13 protein-coding genes and 1 tRNA gene are annotated in these 14,167 nt (G+C 57.5%); 9 read left to right on the top strand and 5 right to left on the bottom strand.

What is annotated here, in order from left to right:
- Positions 1-75: 75 nt before the first annotated feature.
- From dnaG to AC2FHX_RS05610, 3 genes are all read right to left on the bottom strand, one after another.
- Positions 76-2,025, bottom strand: a complete 1,950-nt coding sequence (gene dnaG, locus AC2FHX_RS05600; protein ID WP_496699998.1) for a DNA primase — start codon at positions 2,023-2,025, stop codon at positions 76-78.
- An 80-nt stretch (positions 2,026-2,105) separates the two neighbouring features.
- On the bottom strand, positions 2,106-2,402 hold the full coding sequence (locus AC2FHX_RS05605; protein WP_142634663.1) for a hypothetical protein: 297 nt from the start codon (positions 2,400-2,402) through the stop codon (positions 2,106-2,108).
- 145 nt (positions 2,403-2,547) lie between these two features.
- The gene (locus AC2FHX_RS05610) at positions 2,548-3,978 is read right to left on the bottom strand and encodes a Glu/Leu/Phe/Val family dehydrogenase (protein ID WP_496699996.1); all 1,431 of its coding nucleotides are present in this window, start codon (positions 3,976-3,978) and stop codon (positions 2,548-2,550) included.
- Positions 3,979-4,310: 332 nt separating this feature from the next.
- Here AC2FHX_RS05610 and AC2FHX_RS05615 point away from each other — a divergent pair, with 332 nt between their 5' ends.
- The 3 genes from AC2FHX_RS05615 to AC2FHX_RS05625 all read left to right on the top strand — a co-directional run bounded on the left by AC2FHX_RS05615 (position 4,311) and on the right by AC2FHX_RS05625 (position 7,139).
- Entirely contained in the window at positions 4,311-5,924 is a 1,614-nt protein-coding gene (locus AC2FHX_RS05615; RefSeq protein WP_496699994.1) for a TadE/TadG family type IV pilus assembly protein, read from the top strand.
- Positions 5,921-6,454: a TadE/TadG family type IV pilus assembly protein gene (locus AC2FHX_RS05620; protein ID WP_142634669.1), complete on the top strand. Its 534-nt coding sequence runs from the start codon at positions 5,921-5,923 to the stop codon at positions 6,452-6,454. Before AC2FHX_RS05615 ends, AC2FHX_RS05620 begins: the two co-directional genes overlap by 4 nt.
- A 97-nt stretch (positions 6,455-6,551) precedes the next feature.
- On the top strand, positions 6,552-7,139 hold the full coding sequence (locus AC2FHX_RS05625; RefSeq protein WP_496699992.1) for a TadE/TadG family type IV pilus assembly protein: 588 nt from the start codon (positions 6,552-6,554) through the stop codon (positions 7,137-7,139).
- 71 nt (positions 7,140-7,210) lie between these two features.
- Here AC2FHX_RS05625 and AC2FHX_RS05630 read toward each other — a convergent pair whose 3' ends face one another.
- Complete coding sequence (locus AC2FHX_RS05630) at positions 7,211-7,681, bottom strand: hypothetical protein (protein WP_281972336.1); 471 nt, start codon at positions 7,679-7,681, stop codon at positions 7,211-7,213.
- Between the two features lie 159 nt (positions 7,682-7,840).
- Between AC2FHX_RS05630 and AC2FHX_RS05635 the strand changes: the two genes are divergently transcribed.
- The gene (locus AC2FHX_RS05635) at positions 7,841-8,752 is read left to right on the top strand and encodes a pirin family protein (RefSeq protein WP_281994818.1); all 912 of its coding nucleotides are present in this window, start codon (positions 7,841-7,843) and stop codon (positions 8,750-8,752) included.
- A 7-nt stretch (positions 8,753-8,759) separates the two neighbouring features.
- Here AC2FHX_RS05635 and AC2FHX_RS05640 read toward each other — a convergent pair whose 3' ends face one another.
- Complete coding sequence (locus AC2FHX_RS05640) at positions 8,760-9,347, bottom strand: TetR/AcrR family transcriptional regulator (protein ID WP_496699990.1); 588 nt, start codon at positions 9,345-9,347, stop codon at positions 8,760-8,762.
- Positions 9,348-9,447: 100 nt separating this feature from the next.
- Between AC2FHX_RS05640 and AC2FHX_RS05645 the strand changes: the two genes are divergently transcribed.
- The 5 genes from AC2FHX_RS05645 (at position 9,448) to AC2FHX_RS05665 (ending at position 14,167) form a co-directional block, all read left to right on the top strand.
- On the top strand, positions 9,448-9,696 hold the full coding sequence (locus tag AC2FHX_RS05645) for a hypothetical protein (protein ID WP_142634680.1): 249 nt from the start codon (positions 9,448-9,450) through the stop codon (positions 9,694-9,696).
- 124 nt (positions 9,697-9,820) lie between these two features.
- Positions 9,821-11,107, top strand: coding sequence for a homoserine dehydrogenase (locus AC2FHX_RS05650; RefSeq protein WP_282027476.1), 1,287 nt, complete (start codon positions 9,821-9,823; stop codon positions 11,105-11,107).
- A 69-nt stretch (positions 11,108-11,176) separates the two neighbouring features.
- The gene (glpX, locus tag AC2FHX_RS05655) at positions 11,177-12,160 is read left to right on the top strand and encodes a class II fructose-bisphosphatase (protein ID WP_271946243.1); all 984 of its coding nucleotides are present in this window, start codon (positions 11,177-11,179) and stop codon (positions 12,158-12,160) included.
- A 91-nt stretch (positions 12,161-12,251) separates the two neighbouring features.
- Entirely contained in the window at positions 12,252-13,994 is a 1,743-nt protein-coding gene (recJ, locus tag AC2FHX_RS05660; RefSeq protein WP_496699988.1) for a single-stranded-DNA-specific exonuclease RecJ, read from the top strand.
- Positions 13,995-14,092: 98 nt separating this feature from the next.
- Positions 14,093-14,167: transfer RNA gene (locus AC2FHX_RS05665), tRNA-Glu, on the top strand.

Below are 14,167 nucleotides of genomic sequence, written 5' to 3' on the forward strand. Positions count from 1 at the left end.
ATCATTAGCGCGTTGAAGTGATTCGGCCACCCGTTTACCTGTTTTTCTTTTCCAGTGCCTTACGAAAACACCACATTACCGGCGTTTTCGCTCGAAATTGATACCTGACATGATTGCCTTAAACGCATCCTTCTCGTCGCGGTTGATTCGCGCACCATTGTCAGCGATGTCGAAAACGGCCCTGTCTTCATTCTGGCTTCGGCTTGTTCTGTTGCGCTCTTCGGCGGCTTGCGCCAAGCGATAGGTCAACGCTTCATCGTCCAGATCAGACAGATCCTCTGCGGCTTCGGCAATCTCTGCGTCCAGACCCCTGAGAGCTTTGATTTTGGCGAGTTCCTCAGCCAATGTCATTTCGGCCTTTTCAACGTCGCCCGGTTTATTCACGCAGGGGATCACTGCGACATGGCGAAGGGCCAGCAGGTTTTCAAGGGCGTGATGTCCCAAAGTTTCCGCAATATGTTGTTTGAGGTTCTCAGGATCATCTATCGCGTGCCGCAGAATGGCATCGCGCAGGCCAGCGTGATCTTGGTCACGGCACTCCATTTCTTCCAGTTGGTGTTCAAACTGCACCACGACTTGGGGGTTCAATGCGGCGATGGCCAGAATGGCGGCTTCGCGCATCTGGATATCGGCATTGTCGGATGATGCCAGGAATGACGCCCGCGCGCCCGGTGTGGCCGGTTGCGGCTGGGGCTTCCATTTCCCGCGTGTTTGCCAGGTACGGTTTTGTGGCTGCCTTTGAGGGCGAAACAGCTGCCAGCGCAGGTCTTTGATCTCTTGCCCGTAATGCGACCGGATCGACGGGTCACGGATCAGCTTGATCTTGTCGCGCAAGACCTTGTCCAAAGCTGCTTTGCGTTCGGGGCTGTCGAACACCTTGCCTTCGGTTTCGCGCTGCCAGAGCACCCTGACCATCGGCATTGCCCCTTCCAACACCGCCTGCACGGCTGCCGGTCCTTCCGCCCGCAATAGGTCGTCAGGGTCTTTGCCCTCGGGCATCAGCGCAAAGCGCAAGGACTTTCCTGCCTCAAGCAGCGGCAGGGCCAGATCGACCGCCCGCATCGCAGCACGCAAACCCGCCGTGTCGCCATCCAGCGCAATTATCGGCTCGTCCGAGATACGCCACAGCAGTTGCAACTGATGCTCGGTGATTGCGGTGCCCAATGGGGCCACCGATGCGCCAAAACCGGCCTCGGCAAGCGCGATCACATCCATATATCCTTCGGCCACGATCAATGGCTGCCCTTTGCCGGCAGCCTGCCGCGCGGGGCCTTGGTTATAGAGGCTGCGCCCCTTGTCGAACAGTTCAGTTTCGGGCGAGTTCAGATATTTCGCATTGTCATTGGGGTCCATCGCTCGGCCACCGAACGCAATGCAACGCCCGCGCGGATCCCGGATCGGATACATGATCCGGTTCCGAAACGTGTCATAGGGCTTTTTACCTTTGTTCGAGGGTTTGGCCAGACCCGCACCAAGGATCAGATCTTCGGCCACGTTCTTGCCGCGTAGGTGATCCCAAAGCGCCTGCCAACCGTCGGGAGCAAAGCCGATTTCCCACCGATCCAGCGCCTGCTCTTTCAAGCCGCGCCGCGCCAGATAATCGCGCGCCTCCCCACCTGCCCCTGTTTTCAGCTGCAACCGAAAGAACTGCACCGCCTGTTCCATCACCTCGGCCAGTTGCGTGCGACGATCCTGTTTCTCTTGCGCCTTGGGGTCACGTTCTGGCATCGGCATTCCGGCTTCACGCGCGAGAATTTCGACCGCTTCGATGAACGAGACATTCTCGGTCTCTTTCACGAAGCTGATCGCATCCCCTTTGGCATGGCAGCCAAAGCAGTAATAGAATCCCTTTTGGTCATCGACGTGGAACGATGCTGTCTTCTCGTGATGGAACGGGCACGGAGCCCACATGTCGCCCTTGCCCTGATTGGACTTGCGCGCGTCCCACATGACTTTGCGCCCGACGACCTGAGACAAGCTCAGCCGGGTGCGCAACTCATCCAGAAAACCGGGTGGTAATGACATGGGTTAAACCTGACAGAAACGGCAACGCGCGCCAAGGGGAAGGCGCGCGTTTGTCCGCAAAGAAATCGCAAGGTTTTGGATTACTGCTGCAGGCACAGCTCCATCCACGTGGCGCCGAGATCCTTTTTGCGCACATCGCGCATCTTCTGCTCATAGACCCAAGGGGTGATCAGCGGGATCGCGGCATTATAGTTCGCGGGCCAGGTCGGACCTGTATCGGCCACGGCTTGCGGCACGTCGCGCTCTTTCACGCGGTCAAGTCGCGCCTGCTGGATCGCCGCCACGACATCCGCCTGATGTTGACAGCTTTGTTCTTTTGTTTCCTGAGCAGCCAGAGGTGTGGCCAGTAAAATAGCCGCGACGGCAATACGCAACATGGTGGTCTCCGGGATTCGTTCTCGTCGCTGAAGTCTACTGCCGGGCGCGGATGCGCGCCATCGTCGAATTGCATCTTGCGCAGCCCTGTTGCGCCTTGGTCCTGCGGGCGAGGGATCAGATGCCAACCGCCCGCAGAGAGTATTGTCAAAGCCCCTTAGCGCGGTAGCTTTTCGAGACACGGTCAATGGCCACGATGTAGGCCGCGGTCCTCAGATCCTCGACATCGTCGCGACTGTGCCAGACTTCACGCATCGACTGGTAAGCAATCCGCATGGTGTCATCGAGCCCCGAACGAACCAGCTCAAGCTCATCCGCACCTTTCAGGTATTTCGCCTTGAAGTTCGGAGACATGGACCAGGCATCGCCCAGATAGCGGTCCAGCCGTTCCAGCTCACTGACGATCAGCTCGTGCCGCGACTCTTCCTGGCGACGCTGCATGCGGCCAAACCGGATATGGCTTAGGTTCTTAACCCATTCGAAATACGAAACGGTCACACCGCCAGCATTTGCGTACATATCAGGAATGATCACGACGCCCCTATCTCGCAGAACTTCGTCTGCACCAGCTGTCACTGGGCCGTTTGCAGCTTCGATGATCAACGGGGCCTTGATGCGATCGGCATTATCAAGGTTGATCACACCTTCCAGCGCCGCCGGGATCAGGATGTCGCACTCTTCTTCTAGCACGGCCCCGCCCTCGGCGGAATGGGTGGCGTCGGGATAATCGCTGACGCCGCCATGCTTGACAATCCATTGGCGAACCGACTCGACGTCAATCCCGTCCGGATTATACAGCGCTCCGTCCCATTCAATGATGCCCACGATACGAGAGCCATCTTCCTCGCTCAGGAACTTGGCAGCGTGGTAGCCCACATTTCCCAGACCCTGAACAATAATGCGCTTGCCGTCCAACTTGCCCGACAGCCCTGCCTTTTGAATGTCCTCAGGATGGCGGAAAAACTCGCGCAGCGCATATTGAATGCCGCGGCCCGTGGCCTCGACCCGTCCGGCAATACCGCCAGCATTCAGCGGCTTGCCTGTCACACAGGCGCGCGCGTTGATGTCAGTTGTATTCATCCGGGCGTATTGGTCCGCCATCCACGCCATTTCACGCTCACCCGTCCCCATATCCGGGGCTGGCACGTTCTGTGACGGGTTGATCAGGTCGCGCTTGGCCAACTCATAGGCGAACCGGCGGGTGATCTGTTCAAGCTCATGCTCTTCGTATTGGCGTGGGTCGATACACAACCCACCCTTTGATCCGCCAAACGGCGTTTCGACCAGAGCGCATTTATAGGTCATCAGCGCCGCAAGCGCTTCGACTTCGTCCTGGTTGACCGCCAACGCAAAGCGGATACCGCCTTTCACCGGCTCCATATGCTCGGAATGCACCGATCGATATCCGGTGAATGTGTGTATGTCACCGCGCAGCCGGACGCCGAAGCGTACAGTGTAGGTGGCGTTGCAGACCCTTATCTTTTCTTCAAGGCCCGGAGGCAGATCCATCAGGGACGCTGCCCTGTTAAACATTAGATCTACACTCTCTCGAAAGCTGGGTTCTTTTTTGGCCGTCATTTAAACCTCCGTGCCGGCGAACGACTTGCGTTCTGACGTTTTGTCGCACCCCTTTGCTAAACGATCAATGTTTAAGCAGAAATAAAATCTCAAGTTACGGGGAAATATTCGAACTCTGGCTGAGTCGCCAAACCCAGACATTATCCGCCGAATTGTTCACGCATCGAATACAGCCCCGCGCGACAGTCCGGAATTATCCCTCAATTTCCCTCAAACCAGCCAAAACTGGGCCCTTTTCGCCCAATTCCCGCCACGTTTCGCAGTTAATTTCCATACGTTAACTTTTCCTTAGCAGCTTTGGATGTCTGCTCAGCGAGGTCTGCAAGATGAAAATGCCCAAGTTTCTACGCGAAAGCAAAAGCGGCGCTAAATCCGCGCTAAGCGCGCGCCGGTTCGCAAAAAGCGAAGACGGTACATTCACAATCTTTGTATTGTTGGGTTTCCTGGTGATCTTCGCTTCGACCGGAGCTGGCGTTGACCTAATGAATTTTGAACGCGACCGCGCCAATCTGCAATCAACATTGGACCGCGCCGTTCTTGCGGCCGCTGACCTTGATCAGAAAAAGCCCGCACGCGAAATTGTCGATGCCTATTTCGAGAAGGCCGGGCTGGGCGGCAAAATCACTTCTGTCGTGGTGGAAGAAGGCTTTGGATCACGTAAAGTATCAGCCACCGCCGAGGCGACCATCAAAACCCACTTTATGCATTTCTCTGGCGTCAACAGCTTGACCGCTAACGCGGCCAGCACGGCCGTCGAAAGCATTGGTGCTGTTGAAATCTCGCTGGTTCTCGACATCTCAGGCTCAATGAACAACTATTCGCGTTCTGGCGGGAAGAGCAAAATTGCGCTTCTGCAGGATGCGGCCACAGAATTTGTCACGCTGATGCTGGATTCAGATGATCCGAACCGCACGGGCATTTCGATCTCGATCGTGCCTTACGCAACTCAGGTCAACGCGGGTGAACCCATCCTGAGCAAATTCACCAACGTTACAGCAGAGCACAACTACTCCCATTGTGTGAACTTTATCCCTGAACAGTATAGCGACGCGGACCTAGAGCGTGATGACAGGCTGGAACGCACTGCACATTTTGACCCCTTCACCTATTCCGAAGGCTCGATCAGAACACCGGTTTGCCCGGTCCGCGATGGCAGTGCGATTACGCCTGTTACCGATAATCTGGAGGCATTGACCAAACAGATCAAGGCGTTGACTGCAACCGGGAACACCTCGATAGATGTCGGCATGAAATGGGGCGTGGCCTTCCTGGACCCAAGCGTTCGTGGCATTGTGAGCGACCTGGCTGACGACAACATCGTTCCAAATCACTTCCGGACCCGCCCGTCAGACTATAACTCGGACATCTTGAAAATTGTAATCGTCATGACCGACGGTCAGAACACGGACCAGTATATGCTGAACCCGTCCCTTCGGGAGGGCTTGTCGGATGTCTGGTACAATGCTGAGGCCTCCGAATACACAGTCTACCATTCGCAGGGTCGGCCTAACTTTTTCTGGCCACAGCAGAACACATGGGCGGACCATCCGTTCGGCAATCCTGATCCAGAGACACCAGCCAACGAAGAATTGGGTACGGCTGTTCGCCTGACCTATCCAGAACTTTTCAACCGTGTGTCACTGGCCTGGAATGCAAGATATAACTATTACTGGCAGTCAAGTGCATGGGCCGAGTGGTACTCGAAAGCGTATGCCAAAGTTGAGACTTCGGCCAAGAACCAGCGCACCAAGCATATCTGTGACGCAGCCAAGGATGAGGGCGTCATTGTCTATGGCATCGCCTTCGAAGCACCCAGAGCCGGGTACAAAACCATCAAGGACTGTGCCAGCTCGGACAGCCATGTATACAATGTGAACGGTCTGGACCTGGAAGACGCATTTGCTTCTATCGCGTCGTCGATCAGAAAACTGCGGTTGACCCAATGATCGGAGCCCTTGTTTCAAAGCTGCGAAGCCTGAGACGCAGGGAAGATGGGGCGGTCACCGTCGAGTTTGTGATCATCTTCCCGGCATTCATGTTCTTCATCCTGAGTGCGATGGAGTATTCGGTGGTCACCTTGCAGCAGGCGATGTTAGAGCGGGCTGTGGACCAGACAGTTCGCGACATTCGCCTCGGCACGGGCACCAACCCAACGCATGATCAGATAAAAAGCACGATCTGTGATCGCGTTGTAGTGATCAAACGCTGTACCACCAACTTGCAGCTGGAGATGCTGCAACAAAGCGCGTTTGTCGGGTTGAACCTACCGCCTGTCCCGGATTGCACTGACAATTCTGAAGAAGTGAACCCAGTTCGCGCTTTCGAAAATGGCCTTTCGAACGAGTTGATGATCCTTCGGGCCTGCGCAAAGGTCGATCCGATTTTCCCTACATCGGCGATGGGGCGTATTTTGTCGGATGAATCAGGCCAGATCGAACTTACCGCGACGACTGCCTTCGTACAGGAGCCTCTGTAAGCCTATGTTTTTCATTTCAAAGCTCCGGAATCTTCTGAAATCCAAGACGAAAGACGAGAGTGGGGTACTCACGGTTGAGGCTTTGCTTGTCTTTCCGATGCTGGTGTGGACGATCACAGGCGCTTTCACGTATTTCGACGGCTTCCGCCAAAGCGCATCTAACCTGAAAGCGGCGTATACCGTTGGCGATTTGATCTCTCGCGAGACCGGCACGATCACGGACACTTATATTACCTCATTGCATTCGCTGCTGGTGGCGATGGTCAACAACCGATCACAGATGAATCTGCGCGTGTCGCTGGTTGTGTTCGACGAACAGGATGATCGTCATTACGTCAGATGGTCAACCGCGCGCGGTTACGACAGCATCTGGACCGACGACAATATCGACCGCATGCGTGATAATCTGCCGCCTATGCCGAACCAGGACACACTGATCATTGTTGAAACGGCGAATGCTTACATTCCAGTCTTTGACTCGATCTATGGGGTGGATTTCCTCAAAGGCGAACATGTCTTTGAAAATTTCGTCTTTACACGCCCACGCTTTACCAATGAGGTTGCGGCAAATGTGTCGGGCGTTGTTGAAATTGAGGAAAATCCCGACGGGTCTGGCGAGATCGGTGAAATCGAGGACCCTGGCACAGGGGATTCCGGTGCGAGTGCGGAAAGCGCAACGAACTAGGACAGGGTGGGTTGGCATCTTAGTGCCTTCCACCCCGCCTTCGAATAACGAGGTGGCGCTGAAGGTCTGACCTAGCCGCGTTCTGCCACCATCACAGACAAAATCTCGGACATGAATTTGGTTTCGGCGGCGGATGTCATGCCGCCTATGCCAACGCGGCGTCCCAGGCGCCACCACAGCCCCGGCGCCCATCTATTTGCACCTGATTGCCGGGTTGTTACCAGAAAGCCATTCGACGGCTTGAAGGCAAACGCACCTCTTTCGACGGTTTCAATGTCTTCTATTGCGGCGATCGGCTGCCCTGCCCCGGTTCTGAGTTCGGTCTCAGTCAGCTCGATCCAATCCGAGGTTGCCTGCCACATGCGATAGGCCAGCCAAAAGGACGCCGCGCCTACCACAAACAGGAATGCCTGCCAGGATGGCTCCGGCGGCGCGGCAAGCGCGACGAAAACAACCAGAAAGCCCACGGTCGACAACATTCCGACACCCATCCACCGCCTGGGTGATGAGGCTTTGACCACGGCCAGAACTTCTTGTTGCATTTGTTGCTCTCCCACTTTGCAGTTGGGTTTAGCCACTTTCCCAGCCAAACAACAGAGGCGAACGCACCTGCTGAATTTCGCACAGGTTGCGTGTTTCAGCGCAAATTGACCCGCCATGGCGGTGCGGTACATCTTCCCCATAGAAACAGGAGCGCAGCAATGTCCCTCAGACCGACTTTGGAAACCCGAAAGGCCATACCGACAATGGAGGGTGCAGGCGTTAAACTGCACCGCGCTTTCGGCTTTCAGGACCCGTCAGAACTGGATCCTTTTTTGCTGTTCGACGACTTTCGCAATGAACGCCCGCAGGACTATCAGGCTGGATTTCCATGGCATCCGCATCGCGGGATCGAGACGATCACCTATGTCCTGTCCGGCTCGGTTGAGCATTCGGATTCACTTGGCAATAACGGAACACTTGGCGCGGGTGATGTGCAGTGGATGACGGCAGGATCCGGAATCCTGCATCAGGAAATGCCCAAGGGGAGCCAAACCGGCCAAATGCACGGGTTTCAGCTGTGGGGCAATCTACCAGCGGCCCAAAAGATGACAACACCGCGATATCAGGACGTGCCGCGCAAAGAGATCCCTGAAATCACAGACGATGACGGAACCGTTGTCCGCGTGATCGTGGGGACGTTTTGGGGCAAGACAGGCCCAGTCGACGGCATCGCCGCCGACCCTCAGTATCTGGACATCCAAATTCCGGCAGGTGTGAAAAAGACCTTCCCCATAGACACCTACCGTCGCGCATTTGCATATGTATTCGAAGGCGCGGGCGCCTTTGCTGATGCCTCGCGGCCTGCAGGGGTCCTTTTGGAAAAAGAAGTTGGCGGCCAAGAGGTGAACATTCGTGACATGTCGGGGGACCGAACTCTGGTTCGGTTTGGGAGTGGTGACGAAGTGACCGTTCAGGCAGGTCCGGAGGGTGTCCGGTTCCTGCTGATTTCCGGCGCACCGATCAATGAGCCGGTCGCGTGGCACGGCCCCATCGTCATGAACACCCGGACCGAGCTGGAACAGGCTTTTCGCGAATTGCGCAACGGGACGTTTATTCGGCCGGCACATTGACTGCCCCTTAAGCAGTCACCGCCTTTCGGACCATGTCCCAATAGACGGCTTCAACCTCGTCCAACGAAAGCCGCCCACCGGCGCGATACCACGTCATGACGCCGTTCAGCATGGCGATGACCGCCAATGTCGCAATCTTCGTATCCGCGACCGCAAAGATACCCGCCCGCTGACCTTCGCGCAAAATGGCTTCAAGCCCGTCTTCATACTTGCGGCGCAGATCCTCTATTTCGGCGAAGTTTTCGGGCGTGAGGTTCCGAAGTTCCATATAGGCGATGAATACCTCGTCAGGGCGCTGCAGGTGGAACCGGATGTGAAATCCGACAAACCGACGCAAAGCATCCTGCGGATCGCCAGTTTGCTTTTGCTCGCCATAGGCGGACAACAAATCCTGCATATGGTCGCGCATCAAACGGAACAGAAGGCTCTGCTTATCCGGGGTGTAATTGTACAATGCCCCGGCCTGCACCCCAACCTCGCCCGCAATTTTCCGCATGGAAACAGCAGCATACCCATGGCGCGCGAAAAGCCGAAGCGCTGCCTGCCGGATACGCGGGCCGGTAATGTCCGAGTGTGAGCCTTGTGTACGTGCCATGTATCCACCATATCTGAACGGATGTTCAGATAGAAGCCCGCTTGAAACGACCGGACAAAAAGTGCATCACGGATGCCAGTTGCCACAATAAGGTTTCATCATGAAGCCCCTTCTTCTTCTGCCCCTAGTTTTGCTCTGCCTAGGATGCACCAATTTTCCCGAGCTGAAAGACCGCGAAGGGCCAAATGTGCAATCGGCCCCCTACCCCAAATTAACCCCACTGGCAGATGTTTTCGCTGTGCCTGTTGACCCGCTGTACGAAGCGGCAGAGGTCGAAAGTGAACTGACCGACCGCAGCAAGGCGTTGAAGAAAAAGGCAACGGCATTGCAAAACGCTCAGACCAATTAATCCTCAGGTTTTCTGCCGCCCGGCCTGGGTGTCGCGGATTGCGCCTCGGCGCCGAACCCGCTAAGGCAGCGGGAACGGGGAAACACCCCAGTTTAGGATATTCGAGCGGAAAGGAACCCACAGGATGACACAGGCGCTGCGGCTTGGAATTGCGGGCTTGGGAACTGTTGGTGTGGGTGTCGTCAGGATCGTGCGCCGCCATGCCGACCTGCTGCAGGCACGAACGGGTCGTCCCATCCAGATCACAGCGGTTTCCGCGCGTGATGCTGGCAAGGATCGCGGTGTGAACCTGTCGGATTATGCTTGGGAAACTGACCCTGTCGCATTGGCGCAGCGCGACGATATTGATGTTTTTGTTGAACTGATGGGCGGGGAAAACGGACCTGCCAAAGCCTCGGTCGAAGCGGCGCTAGCCAGTGGTAAGGATGTCGTCACCGCCAACAAGGCCCTGTTGGCCATTCACGGTCAGGAACTGGCCGAAATGGCCGAAGCCGCGGGCCGTGTGATCCGTTTCGAAGCGGCCGTGGCTGGCGGCATTCCAGTGATCAAATCCCTGACCGAAGGACTTGCGGGTAACGAAATCACCCGCGTCATGGGGGTGATGAATGGCACATGCAACTATATCCTGACCCGGATGCAATCGCAGCGGCAGGGATATAACGCCCTGTTCGACGAATGCGCGCAGCTGGGTTACCTTGAAGCCGATCCAAATCTGGATGTGGGCGGGATAGACGCCGCCCATAAACTGGCGCTGCTTGCCTCAATCGCATTCGGCACCAAACCAAATTTCGACGGGATCGAGATCGAAGGCATTCAGCAGATCAGTCTGGATGACATCGACCAGGCCCATGACATGGGATACCGGATCAAACTGTTGGGCGTGGCTCAGCGCACGGCACGGGGGCTTGAACAGCGGATGCAGCCGTGTCTGGTACCCAGTGACTCGCCCCTGGGCCAGCTTGAAGGCGGCACCAATATGGTGGTGATCGAAGGCGACGCGGTCGAGCAGGTTGTTCTGCGTGGCCCCGGAGCTGGCGAAGGGCCAACGGCCAGCGCGGTGATGGGCGATGTCTGCGATCTGGCACGTGGGCTTCAGATTCCGACTTTCGGCCGCCCTGCCAGTTCGTTGCAGGATGCAGTGCCAGCGCTGACTGGCCGCCCTGCCCCCTATTATCTGCGTCTGGGTCTGCTGGACAAACCCGGCGCCTTGGCCAAAATTGCGGCCATCCTGGGCGATGCCGGGGTCTCGATTGATCGCATGCGCCAATACGCCCATGCGGAAAGCACCGCGCCGGTTCTGATAGTTACCCACAAAACCACCCGTGCCACGCTGGATGTCGCCTTGCTGGGCCTGCACGAGACCGATGTTGTTTCGGGCACACCGGTTGCTTTGCGGATTGAAGAGGTTTGACCCTTGCGGCCTGCACGATACGCAGGCTATGCCGGACAAGACGCCGATACTGACCTGAGGATAGTGAAAATGAGTGCTGCCAAGATCGATTTCAATGACCGCCTGTTGTCTCTGGGCCTGGCGCGGGTTGCGGAACAGGCTGCGCTTGCTTCGGCTTCGCTGGTTGGACGAGGTGATGAAAAGGCCGCTGACCAGGCCGCTGTGAATGCCATGCGCGAACAGCTGAACCTACTGGATATCGCCGGTGTCGTTGTCATCGGTGAAGGCGAGCGCGACGAGGCACCGATGCTGTATATTGGTGAGGAGGTCGGGTCCGGCAATGGTCCCGGCGTCGACATCGCGTTGGACCCGCTGGAAGGCACCACGCTGACCGCCAAGGACATGCCCAACGCGTTAACTGTGATAGCAATGGGCCCGCGCGGATCAATGCTGCATGCACCGGACGTTTATATGGACAAACTGGCCGTTGGCCCGGGTTTCCCTGAAGGCGTTGTCAGCCTGGACATGAGCCCGCGCGAACGTGTGGAAGCACTGGCCAAGGCCAAGGATTGCGAGCCTGCCGACATTACCGTCTGCATTCTGGAACGCCCTCGGCATGAGGCTATGATTGCCGAAGTTCGCGAAACCGGTGCATCTATCCGCCTGATCACCGATGGTGATGTTGCTGGCGTCATGCACTGCGCCGAAAGCGAAGTCACCGGGATCGACATGTATATGGGCCAAGGCGGCGCCCCCGAAGGTGTTCTGGCCGCTGCAGCGCTGAAATGCATGGGCGGGCAGATCTTTGGCCGCCTGCTGTTCCGCAATGATGACGAACGCGGCCGCGCCGCCAAAGCGGGCATCACCGATCTGGACCGCATCTATTCGCGCGATGAGATGGTAACCGCCGATGTGATCTTTGCCGCAACCGGCGTCACCGGCGGCTCTTTGCTGCCGCGTATCAAGCGCGAGCCGGGCTGGGTTGAAACCACCACCCTGTTGATGCGGTCGAAAACCGGGTCGGTTCGGCGCATGTCCTACCGCACGCCGACGTGGTCGCATAGCGACGGCTAAGTTCTTGCGCCTGACCATCGTGCAGGGCTATCCATAGAAATGATAAGGCCGGGTCCGCGAGGGTCCGGCCTTGGCACATCAGGGGCAGGACATGAGCTTTCTTGGGGTTGAACATTCACTGTCTGCACGTCGCTGGGTCGGCCCCTCGGCGGATGTAGAGCGCGCGACCGAGATGCTGGTACAACAAGCCGGATTGCCTCGGGCCGTCTGTCAGGTTCTGGCCCGGCGCGGTGTTCCAGCAATGGAAGCTCCGGGATTTCTAGAACCCAAGCTGAAAGAGCTGTTGCCCGATCCGCGCGCGATGAAAGACATGGAAACCGCTGCAACCCGTTTTCTGACTGCGGTCCGTCTAAAGCAGCGTATTGCGATCTTTGCCGATTATGACGTGGATGGCGGCAGCTCGGCTGCTCTGCTACTCACGTGGTTGCGTCAGATGGGCCTGCAGGCGACTCTCTATGTGCCTGACCGGATTGATGAGGGCTATGGCCCCAATGTCCCGGCGATGCAGGAACTGGCTGCCGCGCATGATCTGATTATCTGCGTCGATTGCGGAACCCTCAGCCATGAACCCATCGCCGCCGCAAAGGGGGCCGATGTCATCGTCCTGGACCATCACCTTGGTGGTGAAACTTTGCCCGATTGCGTGGCCGTGGTGAACCCGAACAGACAGGACGAAAGCGGCGATCTCGGCTATTTTTGTGCCGCCGCTGTCGTGTTCCTGATGCTGGTCGAGGCTGGACGGCAGTTGCGCGAAGCGGGTGCAAAAGGGCCTGACCTGATTGCCATGCTGGATCTTGTGGCGCTGGCCACAGTGGCGGATGTGGCCCCGTTGATCGGTGCAAACCGTGCGCTCGTGCGTCAGGGGCTGAAGGTCATGGCGCAACGACAGCGACCGGGTCTGGTGGCGCTGTCGGATGTGGCGCGGATGGATTCCGCGCCCAACAGCTATCATCTGGGGTTCATGCTGGGCCCGCGCGTCAACGCAGGGGGCCGGATCGGCCAGGCCGATCTGGGTGCCCGGCTGCTCAGCACCGATTCAACCCATGAAGCAGAGGCTCTGTCCCAACGGCTGGACGAGTTGAACACCGAGCGGCGCGATATTGAAAATGCGGTTCGGGCAGCCGCCATGGAACAGGCCGAAGAACGGGGCCTTGATGCACCCTTGGTCTGGGCGGCCGGGGAAGGCTGGCATCCGGGCGTTGTCGGCATCGTCGCGTCGCGCCTCAAAGAAACCGCCAACCGCCCCTCCATCGTCATCGGACTGGACGGGGATGAAGGCAAAGGATCGGGCCGATCAGTGACCGGTGTCGATCTGGGTGCCTCGATTCAGCGGCTGGCGGCGGAAGGTCTGCTGGTCAAGGGCGGCGGCCACAAGATGGCGGCTGGCCTGACGGTCATGCGTGATCAGCTGGAACCGGCGATGGAACGGCTCAGCGAATTGCTGGCAAAACAAGGGGCAGGTCAAACCGGCCCTGCAGACCTGAAACTGGAAGGCACACTTATGCCCGGCGCGGCCACTGTCGATCTGATTGAACAGATTGAAAAAGCAGGGCCTTTCGGCGCCAGTGCTCCGGCTCCGCGGTATGCCTTTCCGGACTTACAGGTGCGCTTTGCCAAGCGGGTCGGCGACTCCCATCTGAAGCTGTCGCTATCGGACGGGGTGGGTGCCGGGTTGGATGCCATTGCGTTTGGCGCCTTTGACGGACCAATGGGGGAACGGCTGACCAATCACGGCGGCGCGCGCTTTCATTTCGCCGGACGACTTGAGGTAAACACATGGGGTGGACGGCAAACCGTACAACTCAGATTGGAAGATGCCGCCGAGGCGATCTAAGGCCGCATTCGCCACCGCCAAAAAACTTTCACAACCCTGCGTTTTTCGGCTTGCGGGGGTCAGAGTGAAACCGTAAAAGGCCCCCCACAAGCTAGCGTGGCCCGTTCGTCTATCGGTTAGGACGCCAGGTTTTCAACCTGGAAAGAGGGGTTCGATTCCCCTACGGGCTACCA

This window comes from Ruegeria sp. CDSC042, from assembly GCF_059610745.1.